At 55.3% G+C, this 18,864-nt stretch carries 17 protein-coding genes and 1 rRNA gene; 4 read left to right on the top strand and 14 right to left on the bottom strand.

Annotated elements, in window-relative coordinates; translation table 11 throughout:
• Positions 1 to 34 precede the first annotated feature (34 nt).
• From M2298_RS25380 to M2298_RS25360, 5 genes are read right to left on the bottom strand one after another with little or no spacing between them, the layout of a single operon-like run.
• Entirely contained in the window at positions 35 to 1,039 is a 1,005-nt protein-coding gene (locus M2298_RS25380; RefSeq protein ID WP_122965980.1) for a proline racemase family protein, read from the bottom strand.
• Positions 1,040 to 1,075: 36 nt separating this feature from the next.
• Entirely contained in the window at positions 1,076 to 2,515 is a 1,440-nt protein-coding gene (locus M2298_RS25375; protein WP_122965981.1) for an aldehyde dehydrogenase family protein, read from the bottom strand.
• Positions 2,516 to 2,530: 15 nt separating this feature from the next.
• The gene (locus M2298_RS25370; protein ID WP_122965982.1) at positions 2,531 to 3,415 is read right to left on the bottom strand and encodes a dihydrodipicolinate synthase family protein; all 885 of its coding nucleotides are present in this window, start codon (positions 3,413 to 3,415) and stop codon (positions 2,531 to 2,533) included.
• A 28-nt stretch (positions 3,416 to 3,443) separates the two neighbouring features.
• Positions 3,444 to 4,469, bottom strand: coding sequence for a proline racemase family protein (locus tag M2298_RS25365; protein ID WP_122965983.1), 1,026 nt, complete (start codon positions 4,467 to 4,469; stop codon positions 3,444 to 3,446).
• Positions 4,466 to 5,659, bottom strand: a complete 1,194-nt coding sequence (locus M2298_RS25360; protein WP_122965984.1) for an NAD(P)/FAD-dependent oxidoreductase — start codon at positions 5,657 to 5,659, stop codon at positions 4,466 to 4,468. The genes M2298_RS25365 and M2298_RS25360 overlap by 4 nt, the downstream gene beginning before the upstream one ends.
• 189 nt (positions 5,660 to 5,848) lie before the next feature.
• On the opposite strand from M2298_RS25360, the gene M2298_RS25355 reads away from it, so the two are divergent.
• Positions 5,849 to 7,558, top strand: a complete 1,710-nt coding sequence (locus tag M2298_RS25355; RefSeq protein WP_122965985.1) for a sigma-54 interaction domain-containing protein — start codon at positions 5,849 to 5,851, stop codon at positions 7,556 to 7,558.
• 403 nt (positions 7,559 to 7,961) lie between these two features.
• Here the strand turns inward: M2298_RS25355 and M2298_RS25350 are convergent, their stop codons facing one another.
• From M2298_RS25350 to M2298_RS25320, 7 genes are all read right to left on the bottom strand, one after another.
• Positions 7,962 to 8,678: an ABC transporter ATP-binding protein gene (locus tag M2298_RS25350; protein ID WP_122965986.1), complete on the bottom strand. Its 717-nt coding sequence runs from the start codon at positions 8,676 to 8,678 to the stop codon at positions 7,962 to 7,964.
• A complete protein-coding gene (locus M2298_RS25345; RefSeq protein ID WP_122965987.1) occupies positions 8,675 to 9,445 on the bottom strand; it encodes an ABC transporter ATP-binding protein in 771 nt (256 codons plus the stop codon). The genes M2298_RS25350 and M2298_RS25345 overlap by 4 nt, the downstream gene beginning before the upstream one ends.
• On the bottom strand, positions 9,411 to 10,415 hold the full coding sequence (locus M2298_RS25340) for a branched-chain amino acid ABC transporter permease (RefSeq protein ID WP_173598144.1): 1,005 nt from the start codon (positions 10,413 to 10,415) through the stop codon (positions 9,411 to 9,413). The genes M2298_RS25345 and M2298_RS25340 overlap by 35 nt, the downstream gene beginning before the upstream one ends.
• 3 nt (positions 10,416 to 10,418) lie before the next feature.
• Positions 10,419 to 11,321, bottom strand: a complete 903-nt coding sequence (locus M2298_RS25335) for a branched-chain amino acid ABC transporter permease (RefSeq protein ID WP_173598143.1) — start codon at positions 11,319 to 11,321, stop codon at positions 10,419 to 10,421.
• Between the two features lie 57 nt (positions 11,322 to 11,378).
• Positions 11,379 to 12,518 carry a branched-chain amino acid ABC transporter substrate-binding protein gene (locus M2298_RS25330; RefSeq protein ID WP_173598142.1) on the bottom strand — a complete coding sequence of 380 codons (1,140 nt, stop codon included), beginning with the start codon at positions 12,516 to 12,518 and terminating at the stop codon, positions 11,379 to 11,381.
• A gap of 21 nt (positions 12,519 to 12,539) precedes the next feature.
• Entirely contained in the window at positions 12,540 to 14,204 is a 1,665-nt protein-coding gene (locus tag M2298_RS25325; RefSeq protein WP_280649226.1) for a peptide ABC transporter substrate-binding protein, read from the bottom strand.
• Between the two features lie 311 nt (positions 14,205 to 14,515).
• Positions 14,516 to 15,583: a M24 family metallopeptidase gene (locus M2298_RS25320; RefSeq protein ID WP_122965992.1), complete on the bottom strand. Its 1,068-nt coding sequence runs from the start codon at positions 15,581 to 15,583 to the stop codon at positions 14,516 to 14,518.
• A gap of 192 nt (positions 15,584 to 15,775) precedes the next feature.
• On the opposite strand from M2298_RS25320, the gene M2298_RS25315 reads away from it, so the two are divergent.
• Genes M2298_RS25315 through M2298_RS25305 form a run of 3 tightly spaced genes read left to right on the top strand, consistent with a single transcriptional unit; the run spans position 15,776 to position 17,582 of the window.
• Positions 15,776 to 16,048 carry a (2Fe-2S)-binding protein gene (locus M2298_RS25315; RefSeq protein WP_063227839.1) on the top strand — a complete coding sequence of 91 codons (273 nt, stop codon included), beginning with the start codon at positions 15,776 to 15,778 and terminating at the stop codon, positions 16,046 to 16,048.
• Positions 16,045 to 16,380 (top strand): (2Fe-2S)-binding protein, encoded by a 336-nt coding sequence (locus M2298_RS25310; protein WP_280649225.1) that lies wholly within the window; start codon positions 16,045 to 16,047, stop codon positions 16,378 to 16,380. Before M2298_RS25315 ends, M2298_RS25310 begins: the two co-directional genes overlap by 4 nt.
• Positions 16,377 to 17,582 (top strand): NAD(P)/FAD-dependent oxidoreductase, encoded by a 1,206-nt coding sequence (locus M2298_RS25305; protein WP_280649224.1) that lies wholly within the window; start codon positions 16,377 to 16,379, stop codon positions 17,580 to 17,582. Before M2298_RS25310 ends, M2298_RS25305 begins: the two co-directional genes overlap by 4 nt.
• Positions 17,583 to 17,816: 234 nt before the next feature.
• Here the strand turns inward: M2298_RS25305 and M2298_RS25300 are convergent, their stop codons facing one another.
• Both M2298_RS25300 and M2298_RS25295 read right to left on the bottom strand, forming a co-directional pair.
• Positions 17,817 to 18,638: a DUF2161 domain-containing phosphodiesterase gene (locus tag M2298_RS25300; protein WP_280649223.1), complete on the bottom strand. Its 822-nt coding sequence runs from the start codon at positions 18,636 to 18,638 to the stop codon at positions 17,817 to 17,819.
• A gap of 143 nt (positions 18,639 to 18,781) precedes the next feature.
• Positions 18,782 to 18,864 (bottom strand): 23S ribosomal RNA (locus M2298_RS25295); the annotation flags it as partial.

Below are 18,864 nucleotides of genomic sequence, written 5' to 3'. Positions count from 1 at the left end.
TCATGCAGCCCCTTTTTCCCCACTCCTGCCATGCCTAGCGCAGCAAAAAGCCGTCCTTTAACGGATCAGTCGGATCGACGACAAACTGGTGCAAACCTGTGATAAAAGCCCGGCCTTCAATGGACGGAATGACCGCCGGGTAGTCGCCTACCTGCGTCGTTTCCAGTACGGTACCGACGAATTGGCTGCCCACGATCCCTTCGTGCACAAACCGCTCCCCGACAGCCAGCTTGCCTCTGGCAAAAAGCGTCGCCACCCGCGCAGCCGTACCTGTGCCGCACGGCGAGCGGTCAATCTGCTTGTCGGCGAAAACAGTCACGTTGCGCAAGTGTGAGCCTTGCACACGCGGCTCATCCGAGATAATCACCCCGTAAATGCCAGCCAGCTCAGGCTCGAACGGATGAACGACCGCAAGCTTCGCTTCAATCTGCTGCTTGATCCGGCTGCCCCACTCCTGCAAAGTCGCCAGCTGCTCGATTTCGACCTGGACACCGATGTCCTTGGCTTGCACGACCGCGTAAAAAGCTCCGCCAAAGGCGATATCGACGGAAAACAGCTTTCCTTCCCACTCGATCGGCACATCCTTGGCGAACACAAAAGACGGGACGTTCTCAAAAGCGACCGACTGGACGTGCGCTCCATCCGTGTGGGCACGCGCGATGATCCGGCCCGCCGGACTGTCGATCACAATCCGCTCATCCGGATCAGCCACGCGAAGCATCCCTGTCTCGATCGCCGCTGTCACGACCGCGATGATCCCGTGGCCGCACATCGTACTGTAGCCTTCGTTGTGCATGAACAGGACGCCAAAGGCCGCATCCGGGCTGACGGGAGCCGTCATGACGCAACCGTACATCCCGTGGTGTCCGCGCGGTTCGTACATCAGCACCCGCCGGATATGATCCAGCTCCTGGCGAAAATAACGGCGCTTCTCCAAAATCGTTTCGCCTTTGAGAGGCGGGATGCCGCCCGTGATGATCCGCAGCGGCTCCCCTCCTGTATGGGCGTCAATGGTCGTAAACAACTGCTGGATGTTCATAGTCCTCCCACACCTTTACCTGCCAGGTTTCGCTGTTTACCAGGCGTATTTGATCGCGCATGTCTTCGTGGCACTGTAAAAGTCCAGCGCCGCTTGCCCTTGCTCCCGCGTATGCGAGCTGGACTGCTTCATGCCGCCAAACGGAGCCTGGTACTCCACCCCGGCCGTCTCCTGATTGACGCGCACCATCCCGGCCTGCGCCAAGTCCAAAAAGCGGTGGGCACTCGCCAGATCACGGGTAAACAGCGAAGCGCTCAGCCCGTACACAGACTGGTTGCACAGCTCGATTGCCTCGTCGAACCCATCTGCCGTCAAAAGCACAGCCAGCGGCCCGAACACTTCCTCCTGAACCAAAGCGTGGTCGGCCGCTACTCCTTCCACGATTTGCGGACGGATAAAGTAGCCGTGCTCCGCTCCCGCATAAGCCGGACTTTGGGCAATCAACCGGGCCTCAGACTGGGCGATAGACACGTATTGCCCGACTGTCTCGTACTGCGCCGCAGAAGCGACCGGACCCAAGTAAGCATCCAGATCGGAAGCATCCCCGACCTTGCACAGCGAGATAGCTGTCTGCAACCGCTCGACCAATGGCTCGTAAGCCGCCTTTTCCACAATAATCCGGCTCGTCGCCGTACATTTTTGCCCAGCAGAGCGGAATGCCCCGCTGAGCAAGATCGGCACCGTTTTGTCCAGATCCGCGTCAGCGAGGACAACCGCCGCATTTTTTCCGCCCATCTCGGTCTGGCATTTGATGTTGCGTCCCGCGCAAGCAATCGCGATCTGCCTGCCTGTCGCGGACGAGCCAGTAAAGCTGACCGCGTCCACCGCAGCTTCCTCAATCAAAGTCGTTCCGATTTCCCGTCCTTTTCCGATCACCAGATTGAGCACTCCTGGCGGCAGCTTCGTCTCGGCAAAAATTTCTGCCAGACGCGTCGCGGTCAAAGAACCGTTTTCCGCCGGCTTCCAGATGACGGCATTGCCGCAGATCAACGCGGGAGCGATCTTCCAAATCGGAATCGCGACAGGGAAATTCCACGGTGTAATGACAGCCACGACGCCGAGCGGCACTCGACGGCTGTACTGCAAAACATCCGTATCCGCAGACGGGATCAAATTGCCGTTGGCCCGCATTCCTTCGCCGGCATAATAGCGCAACAGACTGATGCCCCGCGCCACCTCGCCGCGCATTTCGCCCAGCTGCTTGCCCATCTCCTGGCTCGCGAGTCTGGCGAGACTGTCTGCATGAGCCTCCAGAGCGGAAGCCATCTGATACAACACCTCGCCGCGAGCAGCACCTGTCTTCCTCGCCCACTCGGCTTGCGCCACACGTGCGGCATCTGCTGCTGCGAATACGTGAGAACGATCCGACATATGCAACACGCCCACTTCCTCGGTAAAGCGCGACGGGTTTTTGACCGTCACTTCGGCTCCGTGCGGCGTGATCCATTCGCCGCCGATCCAGTTTTTGCTGTGCATGCCTGCCCTTCCCCCTTATCGTCCGCTGGCTGCGCCGACTGCGTAGTCAAACGCCTTTTTAATCCCGGCGTAGTAGTCGTCTGCCAGCGGGAGGCGCGGTGGGCGAGTCGGACCTACAGGGAAGCCAGCCAGCTCCATCATGTACTTGATCGACTGCACGAGCTGCGGACTTGCGTCGTAATGGAACAGCGGCAGCAGTCGGCGGTACAGAGCCTGAGCCTCCGCAAGCTTGCCTGCGCGCGCGAGTCGGAACAGCTCCACGCCTTCTTTTGGCAAAGCATTCGGCACGCCGGCGATCCAGCCCGTCGCTCCGATCAAGCCGCCCTCCATCACCAAATCGTCCACGCCGACCATCACTTCCAGGTCTGTCTGGGCGAGAATGTCCTGCATGCGACGCACATCCCCGGAAAACTCTTTGACAGCTACCACGTTTTCAAACTTCGCCAGCCGCGCCAAAATATCCGGGGTCAGGTCGATCTTGTAATCGTGCGGGTTGTTGTAAGCGATAATCGGCAATCCGACCGTGTTCAGCGCTTCGTAATGCGCGAACACTTCGTTTTCCAGCGGCTTGTAGTTGATCGGCGGCAAAGCCATCACCCCGGCTGCGCCTGCGTCTTTGGAAAATTGCACCCACTCCACTGCCTGACGGGTCGACGGCGCTGCCGAGCCGACTACGACCGGAACGCGGCCTTTTGCTGCTGCAATCACCGTATGGATGACTTTGGCCCGCTCCTCGCCTGTCATCGTGGCGTATTCACCCAAGGAACCGGACGGCACCAAACCGTTGACTCCTTCCTGAATCAGCCAGTCGCACAGCTCTGTCAGCCGCTTGTAATCCACCTCGTAATCGCTAGTAAATGGCGTGACAATCGCTACGTATACCCCTTCAAATCTTCCCATCGTTCATTCTCCTCTCAACTTTTTGTATTTAATGGTCTGTGGCCGCCGGAATCAGCAAAAAGCCGTTTGCCAGCTCATCTTCAGGATTGTAAAAAATCGTGTGCTTGCCCATCAGCCAGGCGCTGCCAGCAATGGTTGTCACGACAGCGGGAAGTCCGCCTTCCTCCGCAACCGCCAGCACTTTTCCTGTAAACAGCGAGCCGACGATGCTCTCATGGACAAATGGTTCGTCCAGCCCGATCTCGCCTTTGGCAAACAGCGTAGCCAGCTTCGCGGATGTGCCTGTGCCGCACGGAGAACGGTCAATTCCACCTGGCGGCACGACGACCGTGTTTTTGACATCTGCTTCCGGCGCGCTCGGGTCCGTGTAAAACTCCACGTGCGTCAAGCCGCGGATGAACGGCTTCGCCGGATGGACGACTTCCAGGGACTGGTTGATCGCTTTGCGAATGCGCACAGCCGTGTCGACGATCACAGAGGCATTTCCCGGAGCCAGTTCGAGTCCCAGCGCCCGCGCGTCCGTAATCGCGTAAAAATTGCCACCGTAGGCGATGTCGCATGTAACCGTACCGATCCCTTCCACTGTGACGCTGACATCTTGCTTGTAGAGAAAGGCAGGAATGTTCGTAAACGACACCTGCTTCGCCTTTCCCCCCTCAACCTGGATTTCCACCTCGACCAAGCCTGCTGGCGTATCCAGTTTCAATCTCGTCAGCGGCTCGCTTACCGGAATCATTCCGGTTTCCACCAACGCTGTGCAAAGCCCGATTGTGTCATGCCCGCACATCGGCAAGTAACCGCCCGTCTCGATGTAGATCACCCCCACGTCCGCTTCCGGGTGGCACGGCTCCACCACGAGAGCGCCAGACATGACGTCATGGCCGCGCGGCTCGTACATCAGCAGGGTGCGAATCCAGTCGTACTCTTTTTGCATGTGCAGCATTTTGTCCGCCATCGTCTCCCCCTGGAGCTTCGGCAGACCGCTGATGACCGTGCGGGTCGGATTGCCGCCCGTATGCGTGTCCACAGTCGTAAACACTCTGGCTGCTTTCATGGATGCAGCACCTCTTTCTTCGTGAATCGGTCGTGGCGAAGCGGTTCGGTGGGGATGATCGTGTCCGACTGTCCCTGTAGCATTTCGGACATCAGCTTGCCTGTGACCGCCGCCAGGCTGATCCCATCCCCTTCATGTCCAGCCGCGATAAAAAAGCCGGGCACTTCCTCGACGCGCGAGATGATCGGCAAATGATCCTCCGTCCACGGGCGCAACCCGCAATACGTACGGATCATGGCAAAGTCAGCGATTTTCGGATAAAAGCGCAGCGCCCTTCTCGCCATGCAGCGCACCACGTTCAGATCGATTCGCGTGTCAAAGCCGACGAACTGGCGGCTCGATCCGATCAAAAAGTTTTGACTCTCTGTCGGCTCGAACACCAGCGCAACCCCGTATTTTTCCGTCTCGGCATCGACCTGGCGCACTCCGCCGAATTTGGAGATCAAGTAGCCAAACTCCATCACCTTGCGCATCCCGACCGGAAGCTGTCTGGACGCGACGATCAAGTGTCCTTTTCGCGGCACGACCGGAATGTCGACTCCGACCATCTGCCCGATGAAAGGCGCCCACACTCCCGCTGCATTGACCACCTGCTGCGCTGTCATCGCGCCCGTATTCAGTTCGAGCTGAAACGTTCCCGTCGCCTGATCGCGGCGCAGCGCCTTGACCTCGGTACGCCGCATGATTTTTGCCCCGTGCTTTTTCGCGCCTTCAAACAGCGCAAAGGTCAGCATGTACGGATTCACAGTAGAGTCGGTCGCGCACTCCAAACCTCCCAGCAAGTCGTCGGCAAAGTAAGGCGACTCCTGGCGAATGTCCTGGCGATCCAGCATCCGAAAAGGCAGCCCGGCTTCCTTTTGCCGTCGCACCCACTGCGCTGCTGCTTCCATTTCCGCCTCTGACTCGCAGACGAGAATGCTGCCCAAAGCCCGATATTCAAACGAATGCTCCAGCTCCCGGGTCAGCTGGTCGACGAGCATCTGGCTTTGCAAGGACATCTGGCTGTCGAAGCCGGGGTCTTTGTCGATCGCCAAAATGTTGCCGTCGCAGCGCGAGGACGTCCCTGACGCCAGCTCGCCTTTTTCCAGCACGACCACATCCAGTCCAGCCTTGGCTGTGTAGTAGGCAATCGCCGCCCCGATAATGCCGCCGCCGATTACCGCAATCTGCGCATGGGTTTGTCTTGTCATGGCTGATTCTCCTCAAAAGCTTTTCGTAAAATCGTTGCACTTGTTTATTTTTGCAAATGCCGTGCCAACCAAAAGGAGCGAACATCCGCAAAATTTTTGTCTAAATTCTTTTACAACTCAACAAGCGAATGTATAATATTCGAGAAAGTGTTTACATTTTTATACACTCTTCCAAAAGGAATGATCGGGATGAACCATAAGCTGCCTGGCATTGCCGAGCTGATCCAGACGAACATGCAGATTTACCGGGAGCAACCGCTTTCTTTGCTGCCCTCGAAAGGAACCGTACCGATTGCGTTTGCCCCGCTATCTTCCGGCTGGCACGCCTGTACGCTCGCGTCTACGGACGCCGACATTTTTGCCGACGAAAGCAAGCCGCCAGCCGCATGGGAACAGGTCGGCGTCCTGACTGTTGCTGCTCCGCTTCCTGCTGCGATCCAACTGCTCGGCACCCACAGCTATGTGCTCGTCACCGATGACCAAGGGGAACCTGTCGGATATCTCGACCGCCCGACTGTTCTCCGTGCCGTTTTTACCTCTTATGAAATTTTGGAGGCTTATTTTGAGACGATGATCCAGACGATGGACGCCTCGATCTCCGTCATCGACGAAAAAGCTCGCGTCATGGTCTGGACGGAAGGTGCGGAGCGCATTTTTTCGCTGAAGGCCAAAGACATCGTCGGGCGGCCGATCACGGACTTTTTCCCGCTCGACATGCTGGAGACGCTCAAATCGCTGCATAACGGGCAATCGCTCTACCGCCATCAGCATCAGCCGCGAGAAGACCTCGTCGTCCTCATCAATACGAAACCGATTTATTTGCACGATACAATCATCGGCGCTGTTGCCGCTGAGACCGATATTACCAGCCAGGTTCGCCTGAATCAGGAACTGTTGAAGGCGAACAAAAAAGTGAATCATTTGCAGCAGGAAATGGCGAAGCTCAGCTCCACTCCCGATCCGTTCCAGCACATCAAAGGAACCAGCCTCGCCATCCGCCAGATCAAGTCGATGATCCAAAAGCTCGGCTCGACCCAGGCGACCGTGCTGATTATCGGGGAGAGCGGCGTCGGCAAAGAGCTGTTCGCCAAGGCGGTGCACGATGTGCGCGAAGGCGCAAACGCTCCTTTTATCGCGATCAACTGCGGAGCGATCTCCCCCACCCTTTTTGAGAGCGAGCTGTTCGGCTATGAAAAGGGAGCTTTCTCCGGCGCTGATCAAAAAGGCAAAAAAGGGATGATTGAGCTGGCCCGCGGCGGAACGCTGTTTCTCGACGAAGTGGGCGAAATGCCGCTCGACATGCAAGTCAAGCTGCTCCGCGTCCTCCAGGAGAAAAAGTATTACCCTGTGGGAGGAACGAAGCAGATCGAAGCCGATTTTCGCATAGTGGCCGCCACCAACAAAAACTTGGAGGAAATGATCCGTGAAGGAAAGTTTCGCGAGGACTTGTATTATCGGCTCAATGTCGTCACCCTCGCCATCCCGCCTTTGCGGCAGCGGATCGAAGACACAGTCGAGCTGGCCCACTTTTTTCTCTACGAGTTTTCCTTGCGCTACAATCGGCCGATCCACGCCATCTCGCAAAACGTCATGCAAAATTTGCTGCAATACGACTGGCCGGGCAATATTCGCGAACTGCGCAATGCCATCGAGCGGCTGGTCGTTTTTGCTACGGACGGAACGATCCGCGAGGAAGACTTGCCGTACTCTGTGCAAAGCCAGGCCAAGCAGTTGCCCGTCGAGCTGCCGGACGACCTGTTTTCTTTGCAGGAAGAACTGGAAGCGCATGAACGGCGCGTCATCCTGCGCGCGATCGAGCTGGAAAACGGCAACAAGCAGGCCGCTGCCAAAAGACTCGGCATTTCCCGCGCGACTTTGTACAACAAGCTGAACAAATAATCCGGCGCCAAAAACGAGCCGTGCCCCACTGCAAGGGGCCGCACCGCTCTCCGCTCTCCCTGGCAACAAGCTGAACAAATAATCCAGCGCGAAAGGCGAAGCTCGCTCGCACCTCGTCTTGTGAAAATCAACCTCCCGTCTCACTTTGCCGTGTGAAACGGGAGGTTGGTTTTTGCGTTTTTGCGGCGTGGTTTGCAGCAGCGCGAATGCAAAACGGGCCTGCTTGGGCTAACGGCGCCTGCCCGCCTTTTTGCACTGAAAAAAACGGCGAAAACACCCGCGCAGCTCCCGGCAGCTTCGCCCCTCTTTGGGCGGCAACAACTCAGACAAAATGCGAATCAATTCCACGGTTGATTCCTCCTTTGTCGTTGGAGAACAGCCTTGTCCTGACTGCCTGACTGACTCACGCGCCCAGGTACGCCTTGACGATCGAATCGTCTGTGCGCAGCACGTCTGCCGTATTTTCCATCACAATGCGCCCCGTCTCCATCACATAGCCGCGATGGGCAAGCTTGAGCGCTGCCTTGGCATTTTGCTCGATCAATAAAATCGTCGTGCCTTGCCTGTTGATTTCCTTGATTATGTTCATGATCTCTTGCACAATAATCGGGGCCAGCCCCATCGACGGCTCATCCAGCATCAACAGCTTCGGTCGCGCCATCAAAGCGCGGCAGATCGCCAGCATTTGCTGCTCGCCGCCGCTCAGCGTTCCTCCCAGCTGTTGACTTCGCTCCTGCAAGCGGGGAAACAAGGCAAAAGCTTGCTCGATCCCTTCCTTGACGGCCGCCTTCTCTCGTCTCTTCGTAAATCCGCCAAGCTCCAGATTTTCGCGCACGGTCAGTCCGGCAAAGATCCGCCGCCCTTCCGGAACATGGATGACACCTGCTTCCACGATTTGATGCGGGGCGCAGCCGACCAGACTTTTGCCGGCCAAAGCAATCTCGCCGCTCGTCGGCCGGACAATCCCGGAAATCGCTTTCAGCGTGGTGCTTTTGCCCGCTCCGTTGCTGCCGAGAAGCGCGACGATCTCCCCCTGGTTCACTTGCAGGCTGATCCCTTTGAGCGCCGCGATTTTCCCGTAATGCGCCTGGAGGCTTTCAATCGTCAAAAGTGCCGTCACACTGCCTCCTCCTTCCCCAGGTACGCTTCGACCACCCGCGGGTTGTTCAGGACAGCTTCCGGAACGCCCTCAGCGATTTTTTGCCCATAATCCAGAACAACGACGTGATCCGATATTTTTTTGATCAAGCCCATGTCGTGCTCAATGATCAGGACGGTCAGCCCATACGTGTCGCGGATGCTGCGGATCAACCCGATCAACGCCTCTTTTTCCTCATAGTTCAGTCCAGCGGCAGGTTCGTCGAGAAGCAGAAGCTTCGGCTGCGTCGCCAGCGCGCGGGCAATTTCCAAATACCGCTGCGCTCCGTACGGCAAATTTTTCGCGATCCGCGCGCAATCTTGTTCCATGCCGACAAAGCGCAAGCAGTCCAGCGCCGTCTGCTCGATCAAGCGTTCCTCCTGACGCTGTGCCCGCGTATGCCACAGCGCTCCCCAGACCGCTTGCTTCGTGCGGCTGTGCATGCCTGCCTTGACATTGTCCAAAACCGTCAAGTTCGGAAACAGCCGCAAGTTTTGAAAAGTGCGCGCCAATCCAAGGCGAGTGATCTGGCTTGGCTTTTTCCCGACCAGATTTTGTCCGTCCAGCAAAATCTGCCCCGCTGTCGGTTTGTAAAAGCCCGTGATCATGTTGAAGACAGACGTTTTTCCCGCGCCATTCGGGCCGATCATGCTCGTGATCGAGCCTGCACCGATCTGGACTGTCAAGTCGTTGACAGCCACAAGGCCGCCGAATTTAAGCGTTACATTTTTCAGCGTCAACGTTGACATCGTCGTCCCCCCTTCCCGAAAGCGCTGCTTCTGTTTCCCCGCTGGCTGCTTGCCCTGCATCGTATCGGGCGGGCCACAGCCCTTGTGGACGAAACAGCATCATCGCCACCAGCGCGATCCCAAAGATCAGATAGCGCCAGTCTTCCACTGAGCGAAGCAGTTCAGGCAAGGTGATGACCAGCACAGCGCCCAGGACGACACCCGGGATGCTGCCCAAGCCTCCGAGCACGACCGCGAGCAAAATCATGATCGACTGCGTAAAGCTGAAACTGAGCGGGGCAATCGCACTCATTTTGACGGCGAACACAGAACCTGCCAAACTGCCGATGACCGCTCCGATGGAGTAAGCCAACAGCTTCATGTTGATCCGATTGATGCCCATGGCCTCGGCTGCGTCCTCATCCTCGCGAATGTACATCCACGCCCTGCCGATCCGCGACGTTCCCAGCCGCTTGACCGCGAGCACAGCCAAGATGGCAATGACGAGAATCAGATAGTAAAAATCAAGCTGTCCCGCAAGCACATAGCTCCCGATGGACGGTCGCGGAATGCCGTAAATGCCGGAAGCCGAACCTGTTATACTCAAGTTGATCGCCAATAGACGAATGATTTCCCCGAAACCGAGTGTGACGATCGCCAAGTAATCGCTGCGCAGCCGCAGAGTCGGAGCGCCAATGATAACCCCGACGACAGCGGCAAGCGCAATCGACACGGGCAAAGTCAGCCAAAATGACCAGTCGTAAACCGTCATCAAGATTCCCGTCGTATAAGCTCCAACAGCGAAAAACGCCGCGTAGCCGAGGTCAAGCAGGCCGGCAAAGCCAACGACCACATTCAGCCCCTGAGCCAAAACGATGTAAAACAAGGCGAGTGTCGCCACATCGAGCCAGTAATTATTGGCGAGAAACGGCAGGATGGCGGCGACAAGCAGCAACAGGACGACAGGCAGCTTTTTGCGATATCCGTTCATCGGCTACATCCTCTCTGTCACTTTCTCGCCCATGATGCCCGTCGGCTTGAGCACCAGGATCAAGATCAGGAGCGAAAAGGCGACGACATCTTTCCACGATCCACCGAATACAAAAGTGCCCGCCGTCTCCATCAAGCCAAGCAAAAGCCCGCCGAGCATCGCTCCCGGAATGCTGCCGATCCCGCCAAGCACAGCGGCTGTAAACGCTTTAAGCCCGATGATAAAGCCCATCATGAAATTGACGGTTCCGTAGTAGGCGCCAGCCATCGTCCCTGCCCCCGCCGCCAGTGAAGCTCCGATAAAAAAAGTAAGTCCGATGACTTTGTGCACGTTAATGCCCATCAGCTGACACGCCGTCTGATCGTGCGCAATGGCCCGCATCGCTTTTCCGTAAAGCGTCCGGTTGATGAACAGATGCAGCCCGAGCATCAGCAATGCCGAGATGAGCACAAGCCCGATCTGGGTATACGTGATCGTAGCCCCGAACAAATTGATTCCGGCATGCGACAGTTGCAACGGATACACCTGATACTGTGCGCCCCAGGCGATCATCGCACCATTTTCCAGAAAAAGGGATACGCCAATTGCGGTAATCAGGATCGACAGTCTGGGAGCAAGGAGCAGCGGACGGTAAGCAATCCGCTCAATCCCCATCCCGGCAATGCCGACAATCACCATCGTCAACAGCAGTACGACGAGTATCCCGAACAGCCCCATGCCGGAATCGCCGCCGCCAATCATGCTGAGCAAGCTGTAGCCGACGAATGCGCCGAGCATGTACAAGTCGCCATGAGCAAAATTGAGCAGCTTGATGATGCCAAAAACCATCGTGTAGCCGAGAGCGATCAAACCGTAAAACGCGCCGATGACCAAACCGTCTGCCAGCGTTTGGACCAGAATCTCCATGCCACCACCATCCCTTTGCCTGAATGACCTCTTCCTTGCTCTCTTGCTCTGGCGGTCCTATTTCGCCAATGTGAATTTGCCGCCTGTCACTTTGAGCACAGCAAAGTTGGAAGTATCGAGCGTGTTTTGCGCGTTGAAAGAGATCGTTTGACCGAGAGCTTGGAAGTCTTTCGTTTCCTTGAGCGCCTTCTTGATCGCATCGCGCTCTGTCGAGTTGGCCCGTTTCAAGGCATCTGCCAGCAAATTAACCGCGTTGTAGCTGAGCGCAGAGAACGGCCCAGGAGCAAGGTTGTTGTACGTTTGCTTGTATTCGGTGGTGAAGGCTTCTGCGCCCTCGATAAATTCAGCAGTCGGCGTAGCCGTAATCAACAGCCCCTCTGCGTTGTCCGCTCCGGCGATTTTGATGACGTCCTCGCTGAACGATCCGTCGCCTACGAGGAACAGGCCCGGTACTGCTTTTTGCTTGAACTGTTTGACCAACAGCCCGCCAGCCGCATAGTAGCCGGTAAAATAGGTGGCGTCTGGCTGCAAACCTTTCAGCTTGGTGACGAGCGCGCTGAAATCTTTTTCTTCGGGATTGATCGCTTCATAGGCGATGACGGTGCCGCCGCTCTTTTCCACGGCAGCTTTGGCGAAGTCGGCGAGGTCTTTGGCATAAGCGGAGTTGTCGTGAATGAGAGCGACTTTTTTGGCCTGGTTGGCTGCCATGTAATCTGCTGCGGTTTGGGCTTGGTCTGGGGTTAGGCCATTGATCAAAAACAGGGTGTCATAACCTTGGGCTGGCAATTTTGCCGAGTTGGCTGCCGGGACGATCATCGGGATATTCGCATTTTTGAACACACCGGAAGAAGGAAGCGTAGCACCGGAGCAGTAGCCGCCCACGACTGCGACTACATTTTGCGAGACAAGCTTGTTCGCTGCGGTCGTTGCCATTTGCGGATCGCATCCGTCATCCGCGACTTCGATTTTCAGCTTTTTTCCAAGCACGCCGCCGCTGTCATTCACTTTTTTCACAGCCATTTCGATGGCGTTTTGCATGTCTTTCCCATCTGTTGCGTTGTTTCCCGTCACTGGCAAAAGCACGCCGACCAGGATTTCATTGGCGTCCGCTGCACCTTGGCCCTGGTTCGCACATCCCGCAACGGCGAGCGACAGACTAAGCAACGCTGCAACCACTACACTGCCCCATTTTTTCATAGACCTTCCCCCATTCACTTGTTATTCGATCGACGTCCATTTCCAGTCGATTGCGCCCAATCCGTCCTGGAAGACTCCTTTTACCTTGTCGTTTTTCACCCATGTATGCGTGTAAAAGTAGATCGGCATGATCGGCATTTCATCCATCATGATTTGCTCGGCTTCCCGCAAAATCGCCTTGCGTTTGTCCGGATCACCCTCTGTCGCAGACTGGTTCAGCAATTCCTTGAATTTCGGATTTTCCCAGCGCGTGTCGTTGTTTCCGCCGTCCTTTTCCTTGAACAGCTCCAGGAAGTTGATCGGATCGTTGAAATCGCCGGACCAGCCAAGGCGCCCTACTTGATAGTTTCCTTCGTGCATCGTTTCCAGGTAGACTTTCCACTCCTGGTTTTCCAGCTTCACTTCCACACCGAGATTTTTGCGCCATTGATCCTGAATGGCCTCGGCGATTTTTTTGTGACCTTCGGACGTGTTGTAAACGAGTGTTGCAGGTGGGAGCTTGGACAGGCCCTGTTCTTTCATGCCCTCTTCGAGCAGCTTTTTCGCTGTCTCCAGATCGTTGTCTTTGAAGTATCCATCCGGGTTGAGGGCCATCGTTGGCGGAACGGCCCCCATGGCTGGCTGCTGGTTGGCCTGGAGAACGTTGTCGATGAGAATTTGGCGGTTGATCGCATAGGCGAACGCTTTGCGGATTTTCACGTTATTAAAAGGAGGTTGCTCTGTATTGAACTTGTACCAGTACGTCGCGCCGACTGGTTTTACTTGCAGCTTGCCGCTGTCTTTCAAGGCTGGCATGGCATCGGTCGGCAAAGAGCTAAGCGGAGCGCCTGCCCAGTCAATTTCGCCGTTCTCAAACATGGACAGCTCCGTATTCTCGTCCTCTACCATGGAAAACTCGATTTTGTCGAGCTTGACGCTGTCTTTGTCCCAATAGTTCTCATTTTTGACCATGACCATCTTGCTCTTGTGTTCCCATGTTTCCATCTTGAACGGGCCGTTTCCGACATGCGTCTTGGCATCGCCTGCCCAAGTTGCCGATGATTCAATCACTTTTTTATTTACCGGGAAATAAGTTTGGAAGGCGGTCAGCTCCAGGAAAAACGGCGTTGGATTGGCAAGCTCCACTTGCAATGTCTTGTCATCAAGCGCTTTGACCCCGACTTCGTCCAGGCTGCCATTGCCTTTGTTCGCTTTTTCCGCGTTTTTGATGTAGTACAGCTGATAGGCGTAATTCGAAGCGGTCTTAGGGTCGAGGGCACGTTTCCAGGCGTAGACGAAGTCATGGGCGGTTACGGGATCGCCGTTGCTCCATTTCGAGTCGCGCAGCTTGAATGTATACGTTTTCAAATCAGGAGATACTTCGATTTTTTCTGCTACTGCCTCCTCTGGCTTTCCGGAAGGCCCGATGCGGGTCAGCCCGTCAAAGAGCGCCTTCACGATTGCGGCTGATGTCGTATCCTCAGCCAGTCCCGGATCGCCTGTCGGCGGCTCGGAGTGCAAATTCCAGCGCAAGACTTGCGCCTCTTTCGGCTTTTCCGCTGGTGCAGGCTGCGCATTGCCTTGTGCTTGTCCAGATTGTGCTGGCTGGCTCGTCGGCTGGGCGGCTTGCTGCCCTCCCCCGCAACCTGCGAGTGCTACCCCCAGTACCGCGATACTGCTGACTAATGCAAACATGCTTTTTTTCACGCGATCAACCCCTCTTCTTATGAACTGTTGCAAATTTTGCAAAATACTGAAAATGCAACATGTGTGCCAAATGGAAATATGCGGGGATTTTTGACACACGGGTGAATAGTGTATAAACATTTGTACACATGGACAGATGCGCTGTTTCATTTGTTAGACACTGTTTTCTGGAATATGGCTTGGGGCAGATTTGCATAGGAAAAGACCCTCGACTTTTCGCTACAGTCGAGGGTCCTGGCTTTTGGCTTTTGGCTTTTGGCTTTTGGCTTTTGGCTTTTGGCTTTTGGCTTTTGGCTTTTGGCTTTTGGCTTTTACAAAATAATGAGTTCGCGCGGGGAATGCGTCAATACATCGTTGCCTGTATCGGTGACAACAAGGTCATCCTCGATTCGGACTCCGCCAAGCCCCGGAATATAAATACCTGGCTCGACAGTCAAAACCATGCCCGCTGCGAGAATCGCTTCGCAACGTGTCGACATGAACGGCTCCTCATGAATGTCCAGCCCTACGCCATGACCCATGCCGTGACCAAACCGTTCGCCGTATCCGTGTTGCGCGATGTAGTCGCGAGCGAGCGCATCTGCCGCTTTTCCAGACAGCCCGGGGCGAATCCCCGCTACCGCACGATTTCGCGCTTCGAGAACGATGCCGTATATTTCTTGAAGCTGTTCATGCGGCTGTCCGACGGCAACTGTACGGGTAATGTCGGAGCGATAGCCTTGGTACAGAGCGCCAAAGTCCATGGTCACCATATCGCCGCTCTCGATCTTTTTGTCGCTCGCCACTCCGTGCGGCAGAGCAGAGCGATGACCGGAGGCGATAATGATGTCAAAAGCAGAGCCTGACGCTCCTTGTTTGCGCATGAACATTTCCAGCTCATTAGACACATCCAGCTCTGTAATGCCTGGGCGCAAGAACGTCAAGATATGGGCAAAAGCCGCATCCGCTATCTGTGCAGCTGTCTTGATCTTGTCCAGCTCGTCTGCGCTCTTGATCATGCGCAGTCCCTCGACTACGCCAGCAACCGGCAGCAAACGTGCTTGAATCGCATCCGCATACTTTTGATGCAAAGCATACGTCACGTTTTCTGATTCAAAACCGAGGGTCTGGATGCCCATTTCCTCTGCCTGGCGAGCGACTTCGCTGTAAACGGATTCTTTTGTCGGCAAAAATACAATCTCAAAATCGACAGCCTGGGCTTTGGCCTGCTCCGTATAACGGAAGTCAGTGAACAGCTTTGCCTCGTTCCGCGATACAAGCACCACTCCGTATGTACCTGTAAACCCGGTCAAATAGCGGCGGTTTTGCCCGTTTGTAACGAGCATTCCATCCATTCCCAAAGCATCGAATTGTGTGCGCAGACGTGTCAATTTGTCCATGTGGTCATCCCTCTTCGCTTCTGTGATTTTCGTTCTTTTTCTATAAGCTCTATAAGCAATCCTCGTGCCAAGCTTCCTTGCCCATTTGCGCTTTCTGCGGGGGTTTGTCTGTTGTTTTTATTGTAACACTCGCTGCTTCTGGCACGACACTTGCATTTTGCTATCTGACAACAACGAAGGGAGGCTTTTTGCATGGACGCACAGCAGGTGATCATTTGTCGCTGCGAGGAAGTATCTCTGGAAGAGCTGCTGAGCACTGCCCGCGAGTACCAGTGCACCGCTCGCGAATTGAAGCTGCGGACCAGAGCTGGCATGGGCTGCTGCGGTGGCAGAACGTGCCGGATTTTGATCGAGCAAATCGTTGAACAAGCAACAGGCCAAGTGCCTACGCATACAGTTTCGCTTGGATATCAGCCGCCTGTACGGCCCATTTCGTTTCAAACGCTTGGAGGAAAAAGCTCATGAGTCAACGCATCTTCCATCATCCTGTGCTTGGTTCTATGGAAGAAAGAACCGCTCTCCAGTTTCAGTTCAACGGCGCTGTTTATACCGCTTACGAAGGGGAAACCATTGCCGGCGCGCTTTTGGCTGCTGGCGTGCGCACGCTTCGGGTTCATGAAGAAACAGGGACTCCGCGGGGCATTTACTGTAACATTGGCCATTGCTACGAATGCCGTGTGCATGTGGACGGCATCCCGAATGTGCGAGCGTGTATGACGCTTGTTACGGAAGGAATGTGCGTAACAGCAGGCTCCGTTCTGCCGACTCCGCTGAAAAAAGGAGGGCATGCGAAATGAAGGATGTTCTGGTCATCGGAGCTGGCCCTGCTGGCTTATCTGCTGCCATTGCCGCCGCCCGGCAAGGATTGTCTGTGAAAATCGTCGATGAGTTTTATCGACCGGGCGGCAGACTGCTCGGACAGTTGCACGAAGAACCGGACGGGGTATGGTGGAACGGCTTGGCTGAAGCCGCCCGCCTGGATCAGGAAGCCAGAGCACTTGGGGTCAACATCTCCTGTGGTGTTTCGGTGTACGATATTGCCCGCTGCGACGACCGCTGGCGGATTTCCACGACAGAAGGCGAGTGGGAGTCTTCGCTGCTGCTGATTGCTACCGGAGCGTCCGAAGCTGCGGTTCCCGTTCCCGGCTGGACATTGCCCGGTGTGATGTCGATTGGAGCCGCACAAGTTATGACAAATGTGCAGCGTGTTCGCGTAGGCAAAAAAGGCGTGGTGATCGGCGTCAATATCTTGTCTGTTGCGATTGCCAGAGAGTTGCAGCTGGCTGGCGTGCATGTCGAGCAGTTGATTTTGCCTCCCCTGTCTGAGGTGAGCGGAAAGGCAGGACGGCCCCATGAGATTATGCGCTCGTTGCTGCGGGTCGCTCATCTCGCCCCCTCGCCTGTCATTCGCCTCGGAAGCAAGCTGATGGGCAGCGCGTGGATGCAGCGGTTGGCGGTTGCTTTTTTTCCGTCCAAAGGTGTGCGCATGTGGGATATGCCGATCCATTTGCGCACAGCCGCATTGGAGATCGTCGGAACTTCACAGGTGGAGGGAGTCAGGACTGCCCGCATCACGCCGGAAGGATTGCCGATTCCCGGGACAGAACAACTCATTCCGGCTGACTTTGTTTGCATCGCGGGCGGGTTGAGTCCACTCGCAGAGCTGGCGGCCATTGCCGGATGTCCTTTTGCCTATGTTCCCGCCCTCGGAGGACACGTCCCTTTGCACGATGAATACATGAAAACGCCTTTGCCAGGACTGTACGTTGCAGGCAATATTACGGGAATCGAAAGCGCCAAGGTTGCGATGAGCCAAGGGGTGGTCGCTGGCTTGAGCATGGCGCAAGCATCCGGGCTGCTTGCGGATGATTCATTGCTGTCGCAAGCGCAGCTCCAGGTCAAACGCGTGCGGCAAAACGCAACGATCCAGTTTCACCCCGATATTGCGGCTGGGCGAGAGCTTATCGGGCAAATGGCCGCTGCGTGGACAGCCAGATAAGGGGCTTTTTAGGTAGAGAGGCACTGTCTGGGGCTTCCTGATAAGCGGGCTTTTCAGGCAGATTGACCGTTGCGGCGGTATCCCGATAGTGACTTTTCAGATAGAGGGACACTGTCTGGGGCTTCCTGATAAGCGAGTTTTTCAAGCAGATAACCATTGCAGCGGTATCCAGATAAGTGGTTTTTCAGATTTTTTCAACGAAAACGAGCAGATGGTTTCCTCCTGGTTCGGGAATCAATCTGCTCCTTCTGTGTTGTTCAGCGTATTTATGCTGTTCGTAGTATTCGCAGCATGTCCGGGCGGAATTGCTTCTCCAGCGATGTCGGAAATCGCGCCTTCTGCTACGCTTATGTAATGAGCAACAAGCTCCGGGTAATCAGCCAGCTCCTTTTCTCCCGAAGCGGTTAGCGCGTACACCCCTCGCTTGACTCTCGTGAACCAGCCGTAAAAATTTTTGCTGAGAATCGAAGCGGTCTTCTCCTGCGCCCCTTTTTCCTTTAACGCCTTTGGCGATAACGGGCCAAAATGCTGAAGCAGGGCGGCGATCTGGATGCAGCCTTGCTTGTACGCTGTCATGATCTTCGTCTGATTGCTGCCGCCTACATTGTAATCTCCGTACCTGCCGCGCATTTCTTGGATGATTCGCTCTCGTTTCTTCTTGTTAAACTTTTGGCTTTTGCCCCGGTCAAATGGTGCCGGAGAAATGCTCAGCTCCATAGTCGCGCCTTTTTTCGGAAACGACACAATGATCAAGCCCAGTTCCAGCCTTCTGATGAGATATACGATGTCTTGCCACTTTTTTGAATACATTTTGTATTTCGGCTTGGGAATCGCGACGTACACATGATCGGTATATCTTTGGCGCTTGGCTGCCTGAATCAGCAAGTCGACACTGAGATTGCGCTTGAACTCGACAATGATCAGCTCGTCTTCCTTGATGGCCGTCAAATCGCAATGATTGACCTCTCCAAATACTTCATACCCTCTGCCGACAAAATAGTCACGAATAGGGGCGTACATATCCACTTCATACGGTTTGGCTGATTTTAGCTTCATGCGTTTCTCCTTTCTTGCATCAATCGTCTCATTATTTGACGCTGAAAATGCAAAAAAAGCCACGCAATGGGGCTTGCACGGCTTTTCACGGAATTGTTTCGTTCATTCCCTGAAAACTGAATACGCATGAATGCTAAGAGTGTGTGGATAAGTCCTCGACCGATTAGTATTCGTCAGCTCCACGCGTTACCGCGCTTCCACACCGAACCTATCAACCTCATCGTCT

This window comes from Brevibacillus sp. 1238 (genome assembly GCF_029892995.1).
Taxonomy (GTDB): domain Bacteria; phylum Bacillota; class Bacilli; order Brevibacillales; family Brevibacillaceae; genus Brevibacillus; species Brevibacillus parabrevis.
This window is presented reverse-complemented; position numbering and strand designations above follow the sequence as displayed.

What these genes read in the sequence shown, in the direction of transcription:
- M2298_RS25300 (WP_280649223.1), bottom strand. Translation starts at nt 18,638, where the DNA reads ATGAAGCTAAAATCAGCCAAACCGTATGAAGTGGATATGTACGCCCCT.
- M2298_RS25330 (WP_173598142.1), bottom strand. Translation starts at nt 12,518, where the DNA reads ATGAAAAAATGGGGCAGTGTAGTGGTTGCAGCGTTGCTTAGTCTGTCG.
- M2298_RS25365 (WP_122965983.1), bottom strand. Translation starts at nt 4,469, where the DNA reads ATGAAAGCAGCCAGAGTGTTTACGACTGTGGACACGCATACGGGCGGC.
- M2298_RS25375 (WP_122965981.1), bottom strand. Translation starts at nt 2,515, where the DNA reads ATGCACAGCAAAAACTGGATCGGCGGCGAATGGATCACGCCGCACGGA.
- M2298_RS25340 (WP_173598144.1), bottom strand. Translation starts at nt 10,415, where the DNA reads ATGAACGGATATCGCAAAAAGCTGCCTGTCGTCCTGTTGCTGCTTGTC.
- M2298_RS25335 (WP_173598143.1), bottom strand. Translation starts at nt 11,321, where the DNA reads ATGGAGATTCTGGTCCAAACGCTGGCAGACGGTTTGGTCATCGGCGCG.
- M2298_RS25305 (WP_280649224.1), top strand. Translation starts at nt 16,377, where the DNA reads ATGAAGGATGTTCTGGTCATCGGAGCTGGCCCTGCTGGCTTATCTGCT.
- M2298_RS25345 (WP_122965987.1), bottom strand. Translation starts at nt 9,445, where the DNA reads ATGTCAACGTTGACGCTGAAAAATGTAACGCTTAAATTCGGCGGCCTT.
- M2298_RS25315 (WP_063227839.1), top strand. Translation starts at nt 15,776, where the DNA reads ATGGACGCACAGCAGGTGATCATTTGTCGCTGCGAGGAAGTATCTCTG.
- M2298_RS25320 (WP_122965992.1), bottom strand. Translation starts at nt 15,583, where the DNA reads ATGGACAAATTGACACGTCTGCGCACACAATTCGATGCTTTGGGAATG.
- M2298_RS25370 (WP_122965982.1), bottom strand. Translation starts at nt 3,415, where the DNA reads ATGGGAAGATTTGAAGGGGTATACGTAGCGATTGTCACGCCATTTACT.
- M2298_RS25355 (WP_122965985.1), top strand. Translation starts at nt 5,849, where the DNA reads ATGAACCATAAGCTGCCTGGCATTGCCGAGCTGATCCAGACGAACATG.
- M2298_RS25360 (WP_122965984.1), bottom strand. Translation starts at nt 5,659, where the DNA reads ATGACAAGACAAACCCATGCGCAGATTGCGGTAATCGGCGGCGGCATT.
- M2298_RS25310 (WP_280649225.1), top strand. Translation starts at nt 16,045, where the DNA reads ATGAGTCAACGCATCTTCCATCATCCTGTGCTTGGTTCTATGGAAGAA.
- M2298_RS25380 (WP_122965980.1), bottom strand. Translation starts at nt 1,039, where the DNA reads ATGAACATCCAGCAGTTGTTTACGACCATTGACGCCCATACAGGAGGG.